The following is a 23,693-nucleotide window of genomic DNA, read 5'->3' as shown; positions in this document are numbered from 1 at the left end:
AAGTATGGAAGATCCCAATGAACCTTGGAAAGTGATTTCCAGTGAATATCTGCATAAAACACCGTGGCTCACGGTGCGCAAGGATCATGTAGTATTGCCGAACGGTAATCACATCCCTTCTTATTATATATTGGAGTATCCCGACTGGGTGAATACGATAGCCATCACACGGGAAGGCAAATTTGTCTTCATCCGCCAATACCGGCATGGTATCCGTGAAACGTCATACGAACTATGTGCGGGAGTCTGCGAAAAGGAAGATGCTTCTCCGTTAGTCTCCGCCCAACGGGAACTATTGGAAGAAACGGGCTACGGGAACGGAGAGTGGCAGGAATTTATGCAAATCTCTCCCAATCCGGGTACCCACACCAATATAACCCATTGTTTCCTGGCTACCGATGTGGAGAAAATTGCGGAGCAACACCTTGAAGATACGGAAAGCCTGACTGTACACCTGCTTACCCTCGCAGAAGTAAAGAAGTTATTACAGAATGGGGAAGTAAGGCAAGCGTTAATGGCGGCGCCACTTTGGAAATATATTTACTTAAATGCTTTACGGTAGGTACAACCGTTTTTCCATTCGGAACAACCGTAGGCTGTTTTACCTTTGATAATAGTACCTTTTCCACAGAGTGGGCAAGGCTGACCGACTAAAACATCTTGCAGAACAACAGATGGAGACGGCGTTTCGCTTTGCGTTTGCGCCGTTTTCTTTTCGGCAGTTGTTTTCCGAGGAGCTCTTTTCTTCGGTTCTTTTTTAGGTTTGTCGCCATCAGCAGCCTTCACAGTAGTCGCCTTCGAGCCTTTTTCCGGGGCGGGCGCCTGTATGGTGATATGACGGTTGCTATTATCAGAGAGCACACTCATCACTACATCCGTAACCATCTGCTTCAGCTCTTCCAAGAATTGCCCGGCATTGTAAGTACATTTTTCTATCTCACGCAGTTTCTTTTCCCAGATACCCGTCAGTTCAGCGGACTTCAAGAGTTCTTCGTGGATAATTTGTACCAGTTCCACCCCCGTAGGAGTTGCTACCAAGTTCTTTTTCTCCTTACGGATATAGTTACGCTTGAACAGTGTTTCTATAATGGCGGCACGTGTGGAAGGGCGGCCGATGCCGTTCTCTTTCAGCGCGTCACGCAGTTCGTCGTTATCTACCAATTTACCTGCCGTTTCCATGGCACGCAGCAAAGTCGCCTCGGTATAAGGACGGGGCGGTTGCGTCCACTTTTCATACAAATCGGGAATATGCGGACCACTTTCGCCTACTACGAAAGCCGGAAGTACATTTTCTTCTTCTCCAATCTTTTCTTCTTTCTCTTCCTGAGATTGTGCCGACGGAGTGCCAAATACAACCCGCCACCCCGGGTCTAATATCTGCTTGCCGGTTACTTTAAATTCTATTCCTTCTACCTCACCCAATACGGTAGTCGTGGCAAACAGACAATCGGGATAGAATACGGCTATAAAACGACGGGCTATCAGGTCGAACACACGGCGTTCCATATCCGTCAAATTCTGCGGATGCTGTCCGGTGGGTATAATAGCGTGGTGATCGGTGACTTTGGAGTTATCGAAAACTTTCTTCGACTTGGGTAATGTAGTACCCGCTAATGAAGCCGTAAGAGTTTCATAATCGCGCAATCCTTTCAAGATGCCGGGACATTTGGGATAGATATCGTCACTCAGATAAGTGGTATCTACACGCGGATAAGTAGCCACCTTCTTTTCATATAATGACTGAATGGTTTTCAGCGTCTCGTCGGCAGAAAAGGCGAACTTCTTATTACATTCCACCTGCAAGGAAGTCAAGTCGAAAAGGCGAAGCGGAGCTTCCTTACCGTTTTTCTTGGTGACGTTGGTTATGGTAAAAGGAGAATTCTTGATTTGTTCGAGCAAAGACATCCCACGTTCTCTGTCCGCAATCGGTTCGATACCCCGGTTTTCCTCTTCCTTTTTGGCTTTGGCAGCAGAGGGACTCTCTTTTTGCTTCTCGGCTTCCAGTATCAGTTCTTCTTCGCTTTTCTTGAGAATGGCGGAAAAAGTAGTGTCGCGATAGACTGTTTTCAATTCCCAATATTGCTTGGGAACGAAGTTTTGTATTTCCAGTTGGCGATTTACGATGAGTGCCAATGTAGGTGTCTGTACACGCCCGATGGAAAGCACCTGCCTGTTTTGCCCGTACTTCATTGTATAAAGACGGGTGGCATTCATTCCCAACAACCAGTCGCCGATGGCACGAGACAAACCCGCTTCATACAACGGTTGGAAATCGGAAGCGTCGCGCAACTTGGCAAATCCTTCCCGGATGGCTTCTTCCGTCAATGAAGAAATCCACAGACGTTTCACCGGGCAACGCGCCCCAGCTTTCTGCATCACCCAGCGTTGTATCAATTCCCCCTCTTGCCCGGCATCACCGCAGTTTATAATCATGTCGGCATGCCGCATGAGGTTCTCTATCACACTGAACTGACGCTCGTAAGTGGGATTACTGATGAGCTTAATGCCGAAACGAGGGGGGATCATAGGTAAACTCCCAAGACTCCACGACTTCCAGTTGGGTGTATATTCATGCGGTTCTTTGAGCGTACAAAGGTGACCGAATGTCCAGGTTACCTGGTATCCGTTTCCTTCGATGTATCCATCCTTCTTATCTCTCGCTCCAAGTACATCGGCTATATCACGCGCCACAGAGGGCTTTTCGGCAATACAAACTATCATTTGCTTTTTGTTGTTTTGAATGGCAAAGGTACAAAAAAGGGGGGAAAGGCAAGGAAACTTGTACAAAATTGACATTTAAATAAACATTTGGCATAGAGAAAACAGGGGAAAAGGAGTAATTTTGCCAAAGATGGAAAATGATAAATTTCAAACTAATAATATGGTAAAACAAATTTCAATGAAGCATTTGGCATGTTTTTCACTGCTATGCTCTTCTGCGGCCTCTGCCGCCGACCGTCCTAACATTATCTATATCTTCACCGACCAACACACAGCCAAAGCCATGAGTTGTGCAGGCAATCCGGATTTACACACCCCCAATCTTGACAAACTTGCCGCTGCCGGTGTGATGTTTACGAACGCTTATTGTACTTCCCCACTCAGTGGTCCTTCCCGTGGGGCAATGTTTACAGGGCATTATCCCAGTACTGCGGGGTTATCTGTAAACGGGGCAGCGATGCCTGATTCATTAAGGACACAAACACTGGGAACATTGGTAAAGAATGCCGGATACGAATGTGCCTACGGTGGCAAGTGGCATGTACCCGAACTCGATATTCCCGACAAACAATATGGTTTCGACAATATCTATAAACATAGTGATGACGGACTTGCCGAAGCTTGTGTAGAATTTCTTTCCCGCAAACACAACAAGCCTTTCTTCCTGGTGGCTTCTTACGACAATCCGCATAATGTCTGCGAATATGCACGCAGCCAAAATCTGCCTTATGGAAATATCGATACACCTGAAATACGTAATTGTCCGGGACTGCCCGCCAATTTTGCCAAGAACCCGTATGATGCCGATATCATTGAAAATGAAAGGGCCAATAATTTCAATGTCTATCCTACCGCTACTTTCACGCCGGAAGACTGGCGTATGTATCGCTACACTTACTACCGTCTGGTGGAAAAGGTGGACCGTGAAATAGGCAAGATTGTCGATGCCATTGACAAGAACAATCTTTGGAAAAATACGATTGTAATCTTTTCCAGTGATCACGGTGATGGTACCGGTGCCCACCGATGGAACCAGAAGTCGGCTTTGTATGAGGAAGTAATCAATATTCCTCTTATCATAACTTTGCCCGGCAAGAAACATGCAGGTAAACAATTACCTCAACTTATCAGCAACGGGATTGATTTCTTCGCTACCATCTGCGACTGGGCAGGTGCCAAGATGCCACAAGGTGCTGTCGGCAAGTCTTTCCGTAAAGTTGTAGAAGAAGGAAATCCACAAAATCCGCATCAGGACTATGTTATCACAGAGACCTGTTTCGATGGCAGCAAGACGAGAGGCTGGGCAGTACGTAGCGAACGATATAAATATGTCCTTTACGACAAAGGCAGACATCGTGAACAACTTTTCGACATGCAGAACGACCGGGGTGAAATGAGAAACCTCATGATGGAAAACGCTTACGAGGAAGTGGCACAAAAACATCGTGACATTCTGGAAAAATGGATGAATACTTATAAAATCCGGCCGACACGTCCGAAGTTACATGATGTTCCCGGAAAGATACTTCCCAAATAGTTAATTACTCAACAATGTATAAAGAAGAGAGATAACTTAACCAGTAATATTCTACTTTATCAATGACAGCCCAGGCAAATTCCCCCTACGAATGTCTGTAGCTGTCATTGTTGTTTATACCCACAAACTTCATACAGGATTGAAAGACAAAGATACAAAACTGAAAGTTAAATCTAACAGTACGGAATATCCCCAAAACACGATAGAAAGGAGAAAAGGACAAAAAAGTTTAATTTAGCAACAGGAAAAAGTTCAAAATAATACTATAAACTCCATATGAAAAACATTCGGAAGGAAGTTATCGGCGTCAACATCACTCTGAAAGGTAGCACCGATATCGGTATCATCACCAACATTGATGGGAAATACACCTTAATGATGTCCTTCCTGTATCCATGGGAGGGCACTCCGGTTTCCATATAGAGAAACGTCGGTTCCCATATAGAGAAACGCCCGTTCCCATGTAGAGAAACGGCAGTTCCCGCAAAAGGAAACGCGGGTTTCCATAGGGAGAAACAGCCGTTTCCTCCCATAGGAAACAAAATACTCCCGTTATATTATACAAAATCAAAGGCATTGGGCGCATCCACTTGGAAAGAAACCACGTATAAATAAACTTGACGGACAAGGCAGTCGATGGTTGAATGAAATATATTGTCACAAAAACAGGCTGGGACTATTCCGATCCCAAACATTCTACAATGCGGGATGCTTCGGCTACCGCTATCATGGCATCAGCTCTGATGGAGCTCAGTACTTAATCTGGCAAAAAACGGGAACACACAAGAACTTCATCCTGATGCATGCCACCGGAAACTTCCTTAGAAGCAGTGAGCTGGACGGATCACTCTCGTATGCCGACTATTATTTCATGGAAGGGTTACTGCGATACTTGAAGATTATCAACAAACAGAAGTTATACCAACTTCAATGTAAAGGAATAAATCTCCATTTTCATGCCATAACTTAATGATAAGTGGAGATTTATTCCCTATCTTTGTCCAACAACCACTATCAGTCATCAAATATGGTAAGATATCTTATATGCCTTATAGTAAACCTATTGTTATTACCTACTTATGCGCAGAGACCGGAACGTATCAGTTTCACCCACCTTGGCGTAAACGAAGGATTGTCACAAAACACAATATTCGACATCACCCAGGACAAACAGGGAAATATGTGGTTTGCTACTTACGACGGACTCAATAAATTTGATGGTTACGACTTCACTGTTTATCAACATGACGAGCAAAATCCACATAGTATAGGAAACGATGTTATCCGTACCTGTATCGTCGATTCACAAGGCAGATTATGGATAGGAACCGGAAAAGGCCTTTCTCTCTATGATACAGAAAAAGATCACTTCCATAATTTCTACTATCAGAAAGAAGGCAAAAAACTGCCGGTATCCTCTATCGTAGAAATCAACGAAAAACGGTTGCTTCTTTTCTCGAGTAAAGAAGAAGGATTACTATTATTTGACACTGAGACACAACAATTCAACGATACTCCGCTACATGCTTCCCTCACATCTATCAAACCTTCAAGTATCAACAGGCAGGGAGACGACATTTATATAGGTAGCTTCAACGGCGCATTCGTCTATTCAATCTCACAGAAAACACTGATAAATATCATGCCTCAAATATTGGCAGGCAAACATATCCGTCCCATTTTAAAAGAGTCTCCTACCAAACTATGGGTGGGTACAGAAGGAGATGGCCTATTCCTTATTAACCCTCAGACTCATGATGTTGTCAATTTTTCCCATACTCCGGGAGAAAAAGGCGGTATCAGCTCAAACTATATCCGGGCACTTACCCTCGACTCTGAAAATAAACTGTGGGTAGGCACTATCAACTCACTGAATATTTATAATGAAAAAGATCATTCTTTTCAAAGTTATACCAGCGACTTATCGATAAGCGGTAGTTTGTCACAAACCTCTATACGGAATATCTTCATGGACTCACAGGGAGGTATGTGGTTGGGAACTTATTTCGGTGGCATAAATTATTATCATCCTTTAAAAAACCGTTTTCATAATATCCAATTCAAGACAAATGAGAATTCTTTAAACAATAGTATCGTAAACTGTATAACAGAAGAAAAAGGAAAAGGCATTTGGATAGGAACAAATAATGGTGGTTTAAATTATTATGATAAGTACACCAAATGTTTCACCTATTATACAATGAAAGACGGACTTGAATCCAATGATATCAAGGCACTCTATGTAGACGAAAAGAACAATTTAGTGTATATAGGTACACATACCGGCGGTCTTAGTATTCTACACCGCAATACAGGACGGATAGAAACACTGAATAACCGTGAAATTAAAAATATCTATGCCATTAAACCTACTCTGGACGGTGAACTGTGGTTAAGTGGTTTGAACATTCTATTGCGTTTCAATCCCCAAAACAAGATATTCACTCGTATTGAGAAGCAAGCAGACGGTCAGCCAATGACACCCGAACGAATTATGACGATATTGCGCGATAGTAAAAATCGTTTATGGTTGGGAGGTGAAAAAGGATTGGCTGTACATCAGGAAAAGAATAATGAATTGACAGCTTCTCCGGTATTACCCGCAAAATACTCCTTGAATAATAAATACGTTAACTGCATATATGAAGCGCACAATGGTATCTTCTGGATAGGAACACGTAGCGGACTTTACCGTTTTGATGAAGATAAGAAAGAAGTAAAACAATACACCACACGTCACGGACTCCCCAACAACGTGATACATGCCATTCTTGAGGACTCCTTCGGTAAACTTTGGATAAGTACCAACAAAGGACTCAGTTGCATGCAACCGGTAACGGAAAAATTCAGAAACTATATCGCTTCTGATGGCTTGCCAAGCAATCAGTTTATGGAAAATGCCGGTTACCAAACCAAAGACGGACAAATGTATTTCGGAGGTATCAACGGCATCACGACTTTCTATCCCGAACAGATGGTGGATAATCCATATATTCCACCGGTAATCATCACACATTTGCGGCTCTTCAACAAGACCGTTCAACCAGGTGACGAAACAGGAATACTGAAAAAAAACATCAGTGAAACGCACAGCATTACTTTGAGCGCCGGACAATCCATGTTCTCGCTGGACTTCGTAGTATCCAACTATATCTCAGGCGATCACAACACATTTGCATATATGCTGAAAGGCTATGACAAAGAATGGTACTACTCAAGTACGCTACGTACAGTATCCTACTCAAACCTCCCACAAGGTACTTATCTATTTTTGGTGAAAGCAGCCAACAGCGACGGCAAATGGAATGAAGTTCCTACCGAATTGGAAATCATTGTCCTACCCGTATGGTATAAAACATGGTGGGCAATCTTAGTGTTTACCATCGCATTCATTGCTATCACGATTTTCATCTTCCGTTACTTCTGGTTACGAAAAAGTATGGAAGCACAGTTACAAATGGAACGAGTGGACAAAGAACGGCTGAAAGAGGTGAACGAAATGAAGTTGCGTTTCTTCATTAACATTTCCCATGAACTACGAACCCCGCTGACTTTAATTCTAGCTCCTCTACAAGAGGTACTGGACAACGTTAGTGACCGCTGGATACACAAGCAACTGGAACACGTACAACGGAATACCACTCACCTGCTACATTTGGTAAATCAATTAATGGACTACCGACGTGCGGAGTTGGGAGTATTCGGACTTAAAGTAAAATCCAATTTCATCCACAAAGTCATTGAAAAAGATTTCTTATTCTACGACCGATTAGCCCAACGCAAAGGAATTACTTATAACTTTCATTCTAATGTAGAAGGAAGAAAAGTACTTTGCGATCCCAATTACTTGGAACTTATTGTGAATAATCTGCTTTCCAACGCCTTCAAATATACCGACGAGGGACAAAGTGTCACTGTCACTTTGAAAGAAGAGGATAATCAGTTAATACTCCAAGTAAAAGATACAGGTAACGGAATACCCATTGACAAGCAGGGAAAAATATTCGAACGTTTCTATCAAGTAGACAATGAGCATATCGGCAGTGGCATCGGTCTGTCGCTGGTACAACGTCTTGTAGAACTACATCATGGACATATCGAACTGGAAAGCCAAGAAGGTGCAGGAAGTACATTCACCATCTATCTGCCAACCAAAGAGTCTGCCTATAAACCCGAAGAAAGAGCTACAGAACAAGAGGTGAAAGAAGACCAACCTAACTACACAACTAATAATCAAGCTATGTATGTAGTCGATACGGAAATTGCTAAAGAAGAAGTTGAAACCACTGTGGACAATGAACATGAAAAAGAGCACATATTGATCGTAGAAGACAATACGGAAATCCGGCAATACCTGTGTGATGAACTCAGCAAAACCTACCACGTACTGAAAGCCGGGAATGGCGAGGAGGCATTCAGTATATTAAAAGAGCAAAAAATTGACCTGATACTAACCGATGTAATGATGCCCGTCATGAATGGTCTGCAATTATGCAAACAAATCAAGCAGAACCTGCGTACTTGTCATATTCCTGTTATCATCCTTTCTGCTAAGACCGAGATAAAGGAACAACTGGAAGGACTACAGGTAGGTGCAGATGACTACATTCCGAAACCATTCTCCATGGCGGTAATCACAGCAAAAATCAGAAACCTGTTCCGTACACGTTATCGTGCCATCGAACACTATTCCAAGTCACTGGATATCGAACCGAAAAAGATTGCGCTCAATTCCATGGATGAGGAACTACTTAAAAAAGCGGTAGAAATTATGGAGAAACATTTGGATGATGTAGAATTCTCTACTGATGAATTTGCACGCGAAATGTGTATGAGCCGTTCCAATCTACACTTGAAATTGAAAGCTCTGACAGGAGAATCGACGAATGAATTTATCCGGAAGATGCGTTTTAACAAGGCAAGTAAACTACTGAAAGAGGGACGATACACCGTAGCGGAAGTCAGTACAATGGTAGGATTTAATACACCTTCTTACTTCGCTACAAGTTTCAAAAAATACTTTGGCTGTTTACCATCAGAGTATACCAAAGGGAAAGAGATCAAGTAAATATACATAATTAAAACTATATTCAACAGAAGTGAAACAATGGTAAACTTGTTCCACTTTTTATTCAACATCAGCCTCTGTAAAAAAGGATTTTGTATCATTATCTTTACAGTAACTAAAACAGATACATCATACAAATCTAATAATTCATTAAACAAAAAGGCTGACATTTATGAATAAAACAACTTTTTTACTAGTAATTTTCACGCTCTCGTTTGTCTCCATCCATGCAAATGACCTAAAAAGCGTACATGAGTTTGTGCGTAAGACTCCCTTTCCGCAAGAAGAACATACCCTTTTCATCAATCCTACTCCTCTCATCGTACCCAAAAATATGAGAGAAGCTGACTTCTTACAATTCAACCTCTCGCCGAACAAAGACTTTACTGGTGAGGATACCATACTTTCCGAACCCTTAGCATGGTATATGTTCAATCCACATCGCAAACTAAAGCCCGGGGTGTGGTACTGGCGTTTCCGTTCAGTCAGCAATGACGGCACACAAATGGCATGGAGCAAGACTTATCAATTCACGGTAGATAAAAATACTCCTGTCTTCGTGACTCCTACGTTAGACAAGTTCATGAATAACATCCCTAAAACACACAACCGCATCTACTGCTTTCTACAAGACCAATTGCCAGAAGCACGCCGCCATTTTCGCCAACATCCCGAATATGATGAGGTAGTTGCCGAATCGCGCGATGCGTTGTCTATGGACTTCCGCAACGACACGAAAATTTACAGACAAGTCGGTCAACTGTACAAAAACACCGATAAACTACTCACAGCCTATCAGCTCTTCCAACGCGACCTCTATGCCGATAAGATGGTACAGAATGTGCGTTGTATCCTCAATGCCGATATGGATAAGAAGGTTCTCGCCAACGATTTCAATGCCGGAGACATGGCTTATGTCATGGCCTGTACTTACGAAACTTGCTATGAGCGCTTCACCCCCGACGAACGTCTGAAGATTGAGAAAATCATCCTATACATTCTCTACAAACACATGAACGGAATGATAGGCATACCGGAAAACTTTCTCTATGAAGAACACTTCTGGCAGTTCAGTATCCGCCATTTCCTTCAAGCCGCCATTGTTCTCTATGAGAAATATCCCCAAGCCAAGACCTACGTGAAATATTTCTATGAATTGTGGACTGCCCGTGCTCCGGCATCCGGTTTCAACCGTGATGGTAACTGGCACAATGGAACCTGTTACTTCAGCGCCAATGCCATTACACATTATTATGTACCTGCCCTTTTCTCATATATCACCGGATTTGACTTCTTCCAACACCCTTGGTATAAAAATGCCGGTATGGGATTACTTTACACTTGGCAACCAGGATCCATGAGCGCCGGTTTCGGTGACGGACACGAGCAGACTAATCCTAAACCTTTACGCATACGTAGTGCATTTGCCGACCTTTTGGCTCGTATCACAGGTGACCCATATGCCGCCTGGTATTCTTCTGTAAACCAAGGGTATATTCGTGAGGACGAAACACGCCTTTACCGTATGGTACTAAACAAACCGCGCCCCCGGAACAGTGAACTACCCGCCGATGCTCCCAAAGCCATCTGGTTTAAAGATACCGGTGAATTGATTGCCAATTCCGACCTGAAAAATCTCAAGAATAATTTGTCACTGAGTTTCCGCTCCAGTACTTTCGGCTCCGGCAATCATACCCACTCCAATCAAAATGCTTTCAACCTGCATTATCGTGGCAAGGCGGTTTATCGTTCCATAGGCTTCTACTCCAATTATTCAGACAAGCACAACTTGCTGAATTATCGTAACACGCGTGGACACAACACACTGATGATAGATGGTATAGGCCAGGCATTCTCCCCCCAAGCTTACGGCAAAATCACCCATGCATTCAATGGTAAACATATTGCATACGCCTTGGGAGACGCTTCAAATGCCTATCGTGATACCAGTGACGTACATATGTGGCACAAAAAGATTTCACAGCAGGGGCTCTGTCAGTCGCGTGAAAATGGTTTTGGTGCCACTCCTTTAAAGAACTTCAAACGACACATCCTTTTCCTTTATCCCGATATCATAGTGATTTATGATGATCTGGAAGCCTCGAAAGCTGTAACATGGAACTGGCTGCTTCACAGTCCTGTGAAGTTCGATATCGATGGCAACAAACTTACCACCCTCAACCAGAAAGAGTATTTCTGTGCCGTAGCAGAGATTTTTAGTAACACACCCTGCACCATCGAACAGACAGATAAATATGTTGCAGATTTTGATACTACGCATGCCCAACGCGGTGAGGATTTCAGTAAAGAATGGTCACTTACCGCTAACTTTAAAAATGCCAAAGCCAACCGTATTCTAACCATTATCCATGTACATAATGCAGACAAACATCCTATCAACATTGTACGTCTTGAAGGAAACAAATTCCAGATTGGCAGCTGGGTGGTCGAAGCAGAACTGAATGTCCGACATACCGCCCGGTTACAAATCAGCAATGAAAACAATGCCACTCTTTTCAGTTATGGAAGGAAAGAAATAGAAGCCGATGGAAAAAGATTTATCTGTCATGACAAAGAGACTCCCATACTATATGACCAATTTGAGGATAAATGGGAAATGAGATAAACTTTCATTTTATATATGAATCCCCTTACCCCACAAAGGAGTAGGGGGATTTAACTATTTTCCGGCGTTTAATCATCTCTCAATGAAATCCGGTTCGCCACTTATCTGTTTCACCAAAAGCTCCACTTTCTGTACTTCAACCTTAGGACCACATACCAGTAATGATACGCCTCCCTCAGCACCATCTACACCTCCTCTGGCAGTAACAAATACATCCACATCGGCAAACTCCTTTACAGCTTCTATCTCGGTGTAAATATTCCCCTCTGTCACATTCAACTTCACTGTATTATTCCGTTCGGCATGGCTACCGTTCGTTATCTTCTGAATATCGAAAAGGTCTTGCGTTGTACTCTTTTCCAAACCTACGGGACATATCCAGCGTCCTTGTCCTTTGTCAGTGTAACGACGCAAGCGAGCCACAGTACCTCCATCGGGCGCACCCGTACATACAGCAGCCTGACGTTTGGCATAGTTCACCATATTGGCGCCTTTGAATATAATGTCCTGGGGGGTCATCTTGGCAAGCGCATCCGCATAGCTCATTTCCATTATCTTTCCTTTGACCAGTATAATCTCGGAACAGCGTTTCATCCCTTTCTGAAAATCTTCTTTAGAACTGGGATAGATCCGCCCGGTAACAAAACTGCCACGTGGAGCATCAAACCCGGCAAGTTCTTCAGCAATATAGGTATTGGTAGTCCCCAAAGTAATGATAATCATTCCATTCTCCAAACGTTCACGTATATCCTTATTGGCAGCGATACCTTTGGCAATAAGACGTTTGCCCTCACTCACAGTGAGACGAACAGTTGAAATATATTCATATTTTTTCTGCGAAAGAGTATCCATAGCCTCTTCTTCGCCCACTTGTTTCGCTCCTTTGTTCACCGGTATACAACCACCCATCAGTAGCAAAACAGTAACCAGGATTAAATACTTTGTTTTCATCATTTTTTATTAAATTAATATATAAATACTCATATCCAATTATCATCCCGAAGTATATTTTATACCTCAGACCCTTTTTCCACAAGAATGAGAATACTTCTTTATAAAGAAGAGAGCTCGAATTACTCCATGTTCCCTATATCTCCAATTCGGGTACTTGGTCTCTCAATCTCACCGTTCTCTTTCCGTCGGACACAACTGTTTCACCACCATCTTTATAAGTGATACTCGCTTCATTGCCCTTGCCCGTATTTCGCACCTCAAATGACGGAACACCTTGGATCGATACATTCGCTTGGATATTCCAATCATCCACCTGCCAACTGCCGTTCTTCAAAAGGCGGGGAGCGAATTCAGCTTCTTCGACGCCATCCTTGGCATGAGTATAGACAATGGTAGCAAAGCGATAGACTACCTGTTTGTCTGAAGTAGCCGTGAAGTGCCAGTGATTAGGATATTTCTTGAAGTTACCATCAGCATCGGCACGTAACCAATTCACCGGCTCCACGAAGAAACGGCTAGTGGTGTCGGTCTTCAGCTCGCCCGGTGCATAAATATAAGCATCGGACTGTCCATGTTTACTGACTGCCCGCACATGTACATAGTCTTTTGCCTTATTCATTTCCATTGGATTGGTGATGGTGTGAAGCAAGTAACTCCAAGTCACAGGTTCGGAAGCTTCCAGTTCATCATATATGAAAGTATAACCGCTACTACCCAGAGTAATGATGTGACGTCGGAAAGTCTTCAATCCCGTTTCGTCCCATCCATTTTCGGGAGAATAATCCACATCATTCTGTTCACCGCGCTTCAGCCATAGGGGAGAGATAACCTTACCATAAGCATTAGACGCATCACCTAACACATAACTGATTTTATCGCTTACATAATAACGCGGTATCCAGCCATATCCCTCTGTTCCGATACGTTGTCCCATACCGTTCACCAATATACTGTTGTGGGCACGTGTGGCACGATGGCAATAAACGCTATGACGATCAACAAAGCTAATATGATGTCCGCTACTGTAAAAGAGAGGTTCTCCTGCCCAAAAGGTATTGAAAGCATTCTGGTTGGCGATGGCATGTGAAGTACTTCCATAAGGACTACTACGGAAACTGAGCATGGCGCTGTTAGGAGTATTACTCAGGTCAGTAGAGAAAGAAGCTAACCCGGTTTGTGGAAATATACATCCCATAGGCATATCCTTCAGTCCCATACCGGAGGGTAGAGGCTTATGACACTGCATACGGAACCAAGCAAGTCCACCTGCCTTGGAAATGCAATATTGTTGAAGTATTTCAGGCTGTTTAGCCCTGATGATACGTACGTAATCCGCTGCGTATGAGTTCCCCGTCAACTTTGCTATGGCATCGGCATAACTCACCCTAGGACCACTGGGTGTCAATACATTCTGGTGCGAACTACCGTTTCCCCCCGACTTGGAAAAAGGCGGTTGCTGATAGATAACGTAGTTAACGCTACCTTGATACCAAGGATCATCGAAGAAGTTAAAACCAGTGAGACGGGTATAGAGATAGGGTACTTCAACCAGCGTACGGATGTTGACATGAAAGTAAGAGTCTCCATTATGCCAGCCACCGTCCTTGTTCAATCCGGGGAAACGTGCCACCCACACATTATAACAATAATCTACCCATTCAGATGCTTCGGGCAGTTCACCATAAACACTGAAAGCAGCCATGGTAAATATACGTAAAGTCATCTGCCACACATGGTTGTCTGCGATATGATTTTCCAGGTTATTCTGATAGTGCTGATACATTTCACTACCATACTTCTGTATGCAGTTCAACAAATCACGGCGAAGCTTCTCATCCAGCCGATCATAGAAAACATCGTATGCCTGCGAAGCGATGGAGAGTAATGTAGCATCATTAAAGTCACCCACTACTTTTTCACTATCGCCCCAAGTAATGATTTTCATTACGCGTTTTATGGCTTCATCAGCATAATGCTCATCTTTAGTGAGTAGATAGGCACGGATCAAAATGTCAGTATTGGACTCTTCTGCGTCAATGATACGCCGACTCTCACGAGTGAGCATAGCCTCGCGCTGTTTCTCATTTTTCAATCCTTTTGCAAGATGAGTATTGATATCATCCACCGATTTCATGGGAACAGCAAGTATTTTACAGGCACGACTCATAAAGGATTTACGGTCGTCAGTACCTTCACTACGTTTTCTGATACTCTCCCATTCATTCCTGTCAAGTACTACCCGGGGATGGTATTGTGGTATCTTGGCTTGCAGGATCTTTAATGACGGCGGACAAAACGTTTCAGGATTATCCTTCACCGTGAAACATAGAATTTCGCTCCAGTCCGTTTTTCCTTCAGTAATATAGCCATATTGCCAATACCATTTACCGGGGGTTAGGTTTTCGTCGGGATTGAAGAAAGGCCAACGTGTTTCTGTTTCGATGATATCACCAGCAAATGATGGAGATTTCGCATAACGTAATCTATAACGGATCCCCCCTTTTTCCCTATCAGATAAATCTTTAGGTAAAGGCCACTGAAAGGATACCTTACGGTCAGACACTATCGCATTGTTCAGCGGTAAAGAGGTTTTACGCATTTCGTGCATCAGGTTTTGTTCGGTCAACCGGATGGTCGCCTTCTCTTTGGTTTGTGCCGATGTATCCGGCATACTAATTACAAAGAGAAACATCATTAGAAATAAGATTTTGCTCATAAATGTATTTCTTAAATTAGAGAATAATAACTTTGTTTCCGTTTATACAAAAATACCCACTTTTATCCACCCCATTCATCGTCTATGTATTTTTTACTGAAGAAATCATTCACAAACCTATCAATATTGTATTATTCATTTTTAAAATGGTCTATATCCAGTCCTATAAAAGACTACTTCAACAATATTAAAAGTATATTCCACATGATTGAAAGTCTTTTGTAATCTACTGACAATGCTCCAAACATTCCTGTTACTGTTCTTCGACCGGATACGCTATTTTTGTTCCATCACTTTTTATATTGGAATTCTTTAAAATATAATAACATGAAACAACTGAGTGTATTCTTAATGGTCCTTTGCCTGACAGTAGCCGACATTTGCGCGGGAAACATTTCGCGTATCCACGAGAATGAACGTGAAACGCCATTTCCGCAAGAAGAACATACCTTGTACATCAACCCGTCCCCTCTACTTGTTCCACAAAGTATGAAGCAATCGGACTTCCTGCAATTCAACCTGTCTCGAAGCAAGGACTTCCCGGGCGGCAGTTCCATCCTGTCGGCTCCTGCCCCGTGGTGCATGTTCAATCCCCATCGGATATTGGAAAACGGAACTTGGTACTGGCGTGTACGTTCCGTCAGCAAGTCCGGTGAAGCGATGCCCTGGAGCGAAACCTACCGTTTCAATGTGACCGATACCATTCCCCAGTTTGTAACTCCTCCTTTCAGCGTTTTCCTGAATAATATACCCAAAGAATATCCCCGTATTTATTGCTTCCTCAATGGTAATCTTGAGAATGCCCGTAAGGAAGTACGACAGCATCCCGAGTTCGAGAATATGATAAATGACTCGCGTACCGCACTCAGTACGAACTATGCCAACGATACCAAACCCTATAGGCAAATCACCCGGATAAGCGAATATTGTGACAACCTGAATACAGCCTACCAAATGTTGCAATTGGATGTATATGCCAATAAAATGGTAGAAAACGTACGTTGCCTGTTGGCTGTAGAACCTGATACCAAAGTCATCAACAATGATTTCAATGCAGGTGAATTGATTTATACATTGGCCTGCACATACGAGAATTGCTATGACCGGTTTAAACCGGAGGAACGTAAACAGATAGAAAATATCATCATGAATGTGTTGGCACGATACTACCAAGGACGTATGTTGGGGCACGAGGAAACTCACCTCTTCGACAATCATTTCTGGCAGTTCGCTTTCCGCCACTTTATGCAGGCTGCCCTGGTGATGTATGACAAATATCCGCTTGCCAAAGAATATCTGGAATACAGTTATGAACTCTGGACCGCCCGTGCACCGGCTTCCGGCTTTAACCGTGACGGCATCTGGCACAACGGTACCAGCTATTTCAGTGCCAATGCCGTAACCCTGGCATACGTTCCCAGTTTGTTCAGCTATCTTACAAAGACCGATTTCATGCAACACCCTTGGTATAAAAATGTCGGTCTTGCCATGCTATACAGCTGGCAACCAGAATCACTCAGTGCCGGTTTTGGCGACGGACACGAAAAGAACAATGGCAAGCCTTTGCGCATCCGCAGTGCTTTTGCCGACTTTCTGGCACGTAACACGGGCGACCCGTATGCCACCTGGTATTCAAATATCAATGACCGTTACAAAACCGAAACAGAAACCCGCCTATATCGTATGGCGAGCGGGAAACAGCGTCCTCAATGTACAGAAGTACCCGACAGTCTGCCCAAAGCTGTATGGTTCAAAGATTGTGGCGAGATGATTGCCAATAGTAATTTAAAAGATTATAAACACAACATCAGTTTGAGTTTCCGTTCCAGCCCTTTCGGTTCGGGTAGCCATACGCACTCCAACCAGAATGCTTTCAACCTGCATTATGGAGGGAAAGCCATCTATCATGCAGTAGGACATTACATGAACTTCTCCGATCCGCACAATTTATTGTCTTATCGTAACACACGCGCCCACAACACATTGCTGATTGACGGCATAGGACAACCTTTCACAACGCGCGCCTACGGAAACATACTACGCATGTTCAACGGCGAACATATTTCATACGCCTTAGGAGACGCTTCCAATGCATATTGTGGCATCAGCGAGTACCCCATGTGGCAGAAGAATTTCGCTAATCATAACCTAAAACAATCGCGCGAGAATGGTTTCGGAGAAACTCCTCTAAGGAAATATCTCCGTCATATCTTCTTGTTACATCCCAATATCGTGGTTATCTATGACGAACTGGAAGCCGATAAGGCTGTCAATTGGGATTGGTTATTACACAGCCCCGTTAAGTTTGATATTGATGTATCAACCGCTACGCTGACTACTAAAGACAAAACCAACCGGTATAAGTCTGTTGCCCGTTTGTTCAGCGAACAAAAATGCATGATAACCCAAACGGATAAATTTGCGGCTCCCCCCAACCAAAAGAATGCCGTGCGTGGTGAAGACTTTACTGCTCCCTGGTCTTTAACCGCCAGTTTCGGTCCCGGAAAGAAAAACCGTATCCTGACTATCATACAAATAGAGGCCGATGGAAATAACGCTGTCGAGATATTCCACTCCGACGGGAACAATTTCCAATGTGGTGATTGGGCAATCAATGCCGAACTGGACACTAAACGCCCAGCAAGCCTATTTATTCACAACGACAAGTCGCAAGCCACTTTTAGCTATGGAAAAGCAAAGCCGGTCATCAACGGCAAAGTATATGAATGTAAAGACAAGTATGCATCCATCCTATACGACCGCTTCAATGACAAATGGGAAACAAAAGAGATGAAAGACAAGTAAAGAATGCTCCCAATACATATCGATTAAAAATTAGAATCAAACTACTTTATGACAAGCAACATCATACATCGTATTTTATCAGGAAGTATCTTTATATTATTTCCTTTCATAATACAGGCTCAGATCATTTTAAAGAACTGGACTATAGAAGACCATTCCGGAAAAATGCAGATACTCGTATCCAAGGATACCCTGGAGATAACCACCCCCAAAGGCCTTACCATGTGGTATAACCAAAGGTTGACAGGCGACTATGAAATTAGTTATCATGTTAAAATGCCGATGCAGGGTAGCCAGTACGACCGTCTCAGCGACTTAAACTGTTTTTGGGGTGCCAACGACCCCGAAAATCCCGGTAACTTCTTTGCACGCAGCGGATGGAGAAATGGAATTTTCCAGCATTATAAAACACTGACTCTGTTCTATGTGGGCTATGGCGGAAATCACAACTCTACCACCCGCTTCCGCAGATACTTCGGCAGTACGGCTAAAACCGATGACACATTGTCACGGCCCGTCATCAAGGAGTACACAGACAAGGCACATCTGTTATTACCCGACCAATGGTATCATATCCAAATCCGCGTAGAAAAAGGAATTACCTCCTATCGTATTAATGGGGAAGAGCTGTTCCGGCTCTCTATAAAAGAACGTGAGGGAGATGGACATTTCGGATTGCGCCTTCTGGAAAACCATGTGTTGTTCGCAGGCTTTCAGATTAACAAAATTCACTAAAATATTTAATGGCATGAAAAAAAACTCCCCACGGCAAGAAATATTTTGACTATACCGAAATTATTATGCAGATTATTATTATCTGTAGGCAATGAAAAGATATTTGGATTTAAAGGACTAAGTTATCGCAAAGTAAAAGTTCAAGTTTCACATATAAACATAAAAAAAGGAGTACCGCCGTACTCCAACCTTTTGTTAACCTTAAATCTAATACTATGAAAAACACATTACAAAGATATAGACTTCTGTCATATCTGCAAAATATCCAAGAAAAAAAGCATGTTATATAACACAGATTAATAAAAAGGGACGGAATTGCAAAAGTATTCCGTCCCTTTTTAACATTTCACTTCATTGTTTATTCTTCATCCAACAGGATTTCAAGAATTTGGCAAGCAGCTTTCGCAACCGGAGTACCGGGTCCGAAGATAGCAGCCACACCGGCTTTATAAAGGAAGTCATAATCTTGTGCGGGAATTACACCACCGGCAATCACAACAATGTCCTCACGTCCCAACTTCTTGAGTTCTTCAATTATCTGCGGAACCAAAGTCTTATGTCCGGCAGCCAGTGAAGAAACACCCACTACATGAACATCGTTTTCTACCGCCTCACGAGCAGCCTCGGCAGGAGTCTGGAACAATGGTCCCATATCTACGTCGAAGCCACAGTCGGCATACCCGGTCGCTACAACTTTGGCGCCACGGTCGTGACCGTCCTGACCCATTTTGGCAACCATGATACGGGGCTGACGTCCCTCTTTCTTCGCAAACTTATCAGCGAGTTCACAAGCTCTGTGGAAATCGCTGTCGTTCTTACTTTCTGATGAATACACGCCTGATATAGTTCTAATTACAGCTTTATAACGTCCTACAACTTTTTCGCAAGCATACGAGATCTCTCCCAAAGTAGCGCGAACACGGGCAGCTTCCACTGCCAATTCCAACAAATTGCCTTCCTTCGTTTCTACACATTTGGTGATAGCTTCCAGTGCTTTCTGAACGGCAGCCTCGTCACGACCTTCTTTCAAAGTCTTCAGATTGGCAATCTGCTCTTGGCGAACAGCCGTATTATCAATTTCAAGAATATCAATCGGAGCCTCTTTTTCCAAACGATACTTGTTTACACCTACAATAGTCTGTGAGCCACTGTCGATACGAGCCTGCGTACGTGCGGCAGCCTCTTCGATACGCATCTTAGGAATACCGGTTTCGATAGCTTTAGCCATACCACCCAGTTTTTCTATTTCCTGAATAAGTTCCCAAGCCTTATGAGCAAGCTCGTTGGTAAGAGTTTCTACATAATAAGAACCACCCCATGGGTCAACGTTCTTGCAGATGTAAGTTTCTTCCTGGATATAAATCTGAGTATTACGCGCGATACGTGCAGAGAAGTCGGTCGGCAACGCAATAGCCTCGTCCAGCGCATTGGTATGCAACGACTGGGTATGGCCTAATGCCGCAGCCATAGCCTCAATACAAGTACGCCCCACATTATTGAACGGATCTTGTTCGGTCAGTGACCAACCGGAAGTCTGGGAGTGCGTACGCAATGCCAATGACTTCGGATTTTTCGGGTTGAACTGCTTCACAATCTTAGCCCACAACATACGTGCAGCACGCATCTTGGCTATTTCCATGAAGTGATTGGTACCGATAGCCCAGAAAAATGACAGACGCGGTGCAAAAGCATCGATATCTATCCCGGCGGCAACACCTGCACGGAGGTATTCCAAACCGTCGGCCAGGGTATAAGCCAACTCAATATCTGCCGTGGCACCTGCTTCTTGCATATGGTAGCCCGAAATAGAAATAGAGTTGAACTTAGGCATCTTCTGGGAAGTATACTCAAAGATATCAGAGATAATCTTCATTGAGAATGCAGGCGGATAAATATACGTATTACGCACCATGAATTCCTTCAAGATATCATTCTGGATAGTACCTGCCATCTCCTCCAGTTTGGCACCTTGCTCCAGACCGGCATTGATATAGAAAGCCATAATCGGGAGCACCGCACCGTTCATTGTCATGGATACGGACATCTTGTTCAAAGGAATACCGTCGAAAAGCACTTTCATGTTCTCCAACGAACAGATCGATACACCGGCTTTACCTACATCGCCCACTACACGTTCGTGATCGGGGTCGTAGCCACGGTGAGTAGCCAAGTCGAATGCCACCGACAAGCCTTTCTGTCCGGAAGCCAAGTTACGGCGATAGAAAGCATTGGATTCTTCAGCGGTAGAGAAACCGGCATATTGACGGATTGTCCAAGGACGCAAAGTGTACATCACAGAATAAGGGCCACGCAGATAAGGAGGAATACCGGCAGCATAGTCAAGGTGTTCCATTCCCTCAAGGTCTTCTTTTGTATAAACAGGCTTCACTTCGATGTGTTCCGGAGTTTTCCAGTCGGCTTTCACACCGTTAGCCTTCTGCCACTCAGCACCATTAGCAGGTTTGAATGCAGCATATATATCTAAATTTTTAAAATCTTTTCTCATCTTAGTTTACGATTTATTCCCTACGGTCATGACCATCTATCTTTCACACATAGGTACGTTGATGATTTACGATTGAAGCTACTTACTTCAAAAGTTTAGCGTTGAATTCTTTTAATGTCTCCAATACATTTACCCGTACATGGATAAAATTCTCGATTCCGGCAGCTTTCAATTCATCCATGCAGGCAGGAGCACCGGCAACAATGAACATGGCACGGCCATTCAGAGCCTTGAAAGCAGGAACAGCATATTCAGCATATTCATCATCACTCGAGCACAATACCACAATATCAGCCTTGGCAGCCATCGCGGCCTCTACTCCCTCTTCTACTGTAGAGAAACCGAGGTTATCAATCACCTCATAGCCTGCACAGGCCAGGAAGTTACAAGAATACTGTGCACGCGCCTGACGCATAGCCAGATTACCGATTGTCAGCATAAATGCCTTCGGACGTTTACCCGAAGCCTCCGTTTCGAGACGCAACGCTTCAAACTCACTGGCGGCACGGTCAAAGCTCAATGTCGGGACATCTTTTTCGCAAGCATCATGTCCACCACAGCAGCAAGTGGCCGCAACCGGTTTCTTATCACCGGCCATCTCATTGAAGTTCGGGAACTGGTTGGTGCCCAGCAACACTTCCTTACGTTTGGCAACAGCTGCATGACGAGCTGCATTACTTTCGTTCACGGCAGCCTGAACCTTGCCATTCTTTACGCAAGCATAGAAGCCACCCTCTTCCTCTACACCGAGGAATAATTCCCAAGCCTGTTTAGCGATGGATACAGTCAGGTTCTCAATATAGTAAGAACCGGCAGCCGGGTCAATCACCTTGTCGAAGTGAGACTCTTCCTTCAACAGCAATTGCTGGTTACGGGCCAATCTTTCAGAAAAATCATCAGGCGCAGCGTAAGTTTTGTCAAACGGAACAACCGTCATGGAGTCAACGCCTGCCAGAGCGGCACTCATGGCTTCAGTCTGAGTACGCAGCAAATTCACGTGCGCATCAAACAGGGTCAGGTTGAACGTAGAAGTCTCCGCATGTATTCTCATCTTGGCAGCACAACGGCACTCGTTGTTGGCACCCTTATTTTCACAATCGCGCAAACATTCGGGATTGTATGAAGCTACAATATTTGCCCACAACATACGCGCAGCGCGGAACTTGGCTATTTCAAGGAAATAATTGGAGCTGATGCCGAAATTAAATTTAATTTTTTTAGCCACCATGGCAGCAGGAAGTCCGGCATCAGTCAACTGATTCATATATTCATTACCCCAAGCCAACGCATAACCCAACTCCTGAAAAATATACGAACCGGCATTATTCAGCGTCAGAGCATTCACATTCAGCACACGGTATTTGGGAAGAACAGCGGTAGCTTCAATCAAAGCCTTGGCAGTAGCCACCATATCCCCTTTCTCCTTACCCTTAGCCAACATCTTGTTGAAGTAATCGTAGTTGATGGATCCCTGCAACTTGGTGAGGTCATAGTCTTTCTTCTGGAAATAAGCCACAAGAAGTCCGGCCAATTCCACTACATGTCCTTGGCAAGTAGAGAAGTTCAGTTCAACACATTCGGCACAGATATCTTTCAACAATGTTTCAATGTACTCCGCACTCAGTTCTTTAGCCTTTACGTGGAAAGAAAGCGAATCGACCCCCTTGTTCAGGATATCCAACGCCTTGGCATTAGCTTCCTTAGGGCATCCCACCTTAATTTCCTGACGAACCAACCATTCATTGTTGTTTTTCTTGGTACCCCTAAGGTAAGGGAATTCACCGGGAAGCGCATCGGTCGTTTTAAGTCCTTCAAGATCTTCCATCCGGTAGAAAGGTTTCACCTTAAATCCTTCGTTCGTCTTCCAAACGAGCTTCTTCTCAAAGTCTGCGCCTTTCAAGTCTGCGGTAACTTTTTCCATCCACTTCTCGGTGGAAACGGGTGAAAAGTCTGAGAAGAGTTTTTCTTTACTGTCTGCCATAGTTTATTTAAAATTATAAATAGATGAATAGTATTTCATAATGT

12 protein-coding genes are annotated in these 23,693 nt (G+C 43.7%); 7 read left to right on the top strand and 5 right to left on the bottom strand.

Going from position 1 to position 23,693, the window contains the following annotated elements; translation table 11 throughout:
• Window positions 1-4 precede the first annotated feature (4 nt).
• Window positions 5-562 carry an NUDIX hydrolase gene (locus DXC10_RS07790; protein ID WP_117737637.1) on the top strand — a complete coding sequence of 186 codons (558 nt, stop codon included), beginning with the start codon at window positions 5-7 and terminating at the stop codon, window positions 560-562.
• On the opposite strand, the gene DXC10_RS07785 is transcribed toward DXC10_RS07790, so the two are convergent.
• Window positions 541-2,721 carry a DNA topoisomerase 3 gene (locus tag DXC10_RS07785; protein ID WP_117737636.1) on the bottom strand — a complete coding sequence of 727 codons (2,181 nt, stop codon included), beginning with the start codon at window positions 2,719-2,721 and terminating at the stop codon, window positions 541-543. The two genes, DXC10_RS07790 and DXC10_RS07785, sit on opposite strands and share 22 nt — an antisense overlap.
• A 160-nt stretch (window positions 2,722-2,881) precedes the next feature.
• Between DXC10_RS07785 and DXC10_RS07780 the strand changes: the two genes are divergently transcribed.
• The 4 genes from DXC10_RS07780 to DXC10_RS07760 all read left to right on the top strand — a co-directional run bounded on the left by DXC10_RS07780 (window position 2,882) and on the right by DXC10_RS07760 (window position 11,952).
• Window positions 2,882-4,258: a sulfatase gene (locus DXC10_RS07780; RefSeq protein ID WP_117737679.1), complete on the top strand. Its 1,377-nt coding sequence runs from the start codon at window positions 2,882-2,884 to the stop codon at window positions 4,256-4,258.
• A 276-nt stretch (window positions 4,259-4,534) separates the two neighbouring features.
• Window positions 4,535-4,681: a hypothetical protein gene (locus DXC10_RS16310; RefSeq protein WP_158557825.1), complete on the top strand. Its 147-nt coding sequence runs from the start codon at window positions 4,535-4,537 to the stop codon at window positions 4,679-4,681.
• 604 nt (window positions 4,682-5,285) lie between these two features.
• Window positions 5,286-9,326, top strand: a complete 4,041-nt coding sequence (locus DXC10_RS07765; protein ID WP_117737635.1) for a hybrid sensor histidine kinase/response regulator transcription factor — start codon at window positions 5,286-5,288, stop codon at window positions 9,324-9,326.
• A gap of 172 nt (window positions 9,327-9,498) precedes the next feature.
• Entirely contained in the window at window positions 9,499-11,952 is a 2,454-nt protein-coding gene (locus DXC10_RS07760; protein ID WP_117737634.1) for a DUF4962 domain-containing protein, read from the top strand.
• 72 nt (window positions 11,953-12,024) lie between these two features.
• Here DXC10_RS07760 and DXC10_RS07755 read toward each other — a convergent pair whose 3' ends face one another.
• Both DXC10_RS07755 and DXC10_RS07750 read right to left on the bottom strand, forming a co-directional pair.
• Entirely contained in the window at window positions 12,025-12,906 is an 882-nt protein-coding gene (locus DXC10_RS07755) for a hypothetical protein (RefSeq protein ID WP_117737633.1), read from the bottom strand.
• A gap of 133 nt (window positions 12,907-13,039) precedes the next feature.
• Window positions 13,040-15,622: a DUF4962 domain-containing protein gene (locus DXC10_RS07750; RefSeq protein ID WP_117737632.1), complete on the bottom strand. Its 2,583-nt coding sequence runs from the start codon at window positions 15,620-15,622 to the stop codon at window positions 13,040-13,042.
• A gap of 327 nt (window positions 15,623-15,949) precedes the next feature.
• Here DXC10_RS07750 and DXC10_RS07745 point away from each other — a divergent pair, with 327 nt between their 5' ends.
• Both DXC10_RS07745 and DXC10_RS07740 read left to right on the top strand, forming a co-directional pair.
• Window positions 15,950-18,427, top strand: a complete 2,478-nt coding sequence (locus tag DXC10_RS07745) for a DUF4962 domain-containing protein (protein WP_101543914.1) — start codon at window positions 15,950-15,952, stop codon at window positions 18,425-18,427.
• 48 nt (window positions 18,428-18,475) lie between these two features.
• Entirely contained in the window at window positions 18,476-19,162 is a 687-nt protein-coding gene (locus tag DXC10_RS07740; protein ID WP_117737631.1) for a DUF6250 domain-containing protein, read from the top strand.
• Between the two features lie 358 nt (window positions 19,163-19,520).
• Here the strand turns inward: DXC10_RS07740 and scpA are convergent, their stop codons facing one another.
• Both scpA and mutA read right to left on the bottom strand, forming a co-directional pair.
• Window positions 19,521-21,668 (bottom strand): methylmalonyl-CoA mutase, encoded by a 2,148-nt coding sequence (gene scpA / locus DXC10_RS07735; RefSeq protein ID WP_101543910.1) that lies wholly within the window; start codon window positions 21,666-21,668, stop codon window positions 19,521-19,523.
• 82 nt (window positions 21,669-21,750) lie between these two features.
• Window positions 21,751-23,649, bottom strand: a complete 1,899-nt coding sequence (gene mutA / locus DXC10_RS07730) for a methylmalonyl-CoA mutase small subunit (protein ID WP_101543908.1) — start codon at window positions 23,647-23,649, stop codon at window positions 21,751-21,753.
• Window positions 23,650-23,693: the final 44 nt, after the last annotated feature.

This window comes from Bacteroides sp. OM08-11, assembly GCF_003438665.1.
In the GTDB taxonomy this organism is placed as follows: Bacteria; Bacteroidota; Bacteroidia; order Bacteroidales; family Bacteroidaceae; genus Bacteroides; species Bacteroides cutis.
The sequence above is the reverse complement of the archived record's forward strand: the minus strand, read 5'-3'. Positions and strand labels throughout refer to the sequence as shown.

Bases quoted from the DNA above. Each gene is read 5' to 3' on its own strand.
- DXC10_RS07785 (WP_117737636.1), bottom strand. From the start codon at position 2,721: ATGATAGTTTGTATTGCCGAAAAGCCCTCTGTGGCGCGTGATATAGCC.
- scpA (WP_101543910.1), bottom strand. From the start codon at position 21,668: ATGAGAAAAGATTTTAAAAATTTAGATATATATGCTGCATTCAAACCT.
- DXC10_RS07765 (WP_117737635.1), top strand. From the start codon at position 5,286: ATGGTAAGATATCTTATATGCCTTATAGTAAACCTATTGTTATTACCT.
- DXC10_RS16310 (WP_158557825.1), top strand. From the start codon at position 4,535: ATGAAAAACATTCGGAAGGAAGTTATCGGCGTCAACATCACTCTGAAA.
- DXC10_RS07750 (WP_117737632.1), bottom strand. From the start codon at position 15,622: ATGAGCAAAATCTTATTTCTAATGATGTTTCTCTTTGTAATTAGTATG.
- DXC10_RS07760 (WP_117737634.1), top strand. From the start codon at position 9,499: ATGAATAAAACAACTTTTTTACTAGTAATTTTCACGCTCTCGTTTGTC.
- DXC10_RS07780 (WP_117737679.1), top strand. From the start codon at position 2,882: ATGGTAAAACAAATTTCAATGAAGCATTTGGCATGTTTTTCACTGCTA.
- DXC10_RS07745 (WP_101543914.1), top strand. From the start codon at position 15,950: ATGAAACAACTGAGTGTATTCTTAATGGTCCTTTGCCTGACAGTAGCC.
- mutA (WP_101543908.1), bottom strand. From the start codon at position 23,649: ATGGCAGACAGTAAAGAAAAACTCTTCTCAGACTTTTCACCCGTTTCC.
- DXC10_RS07740 (WP_117737631.1), top strand. From the start codon at position 18,476: ATGACAAGCAACATCATACATCGTATTTTATCAGGAAGTATCTTTATA.
- DXC10_RS07790 (WP_117737637.1), top strand. From the start codon at position 5: ATGGAAGATCCCAATGAACCTTGGAAAGTGATTTCCAGTGAATATCTG.
- DXC10_RS07755 (WP_117737633.1), bottom strand. From the start codon at position 12,906: ATGATGAAAACAAAGTATTTAATCCTGGTTACTGTTTTGCTACTGATG.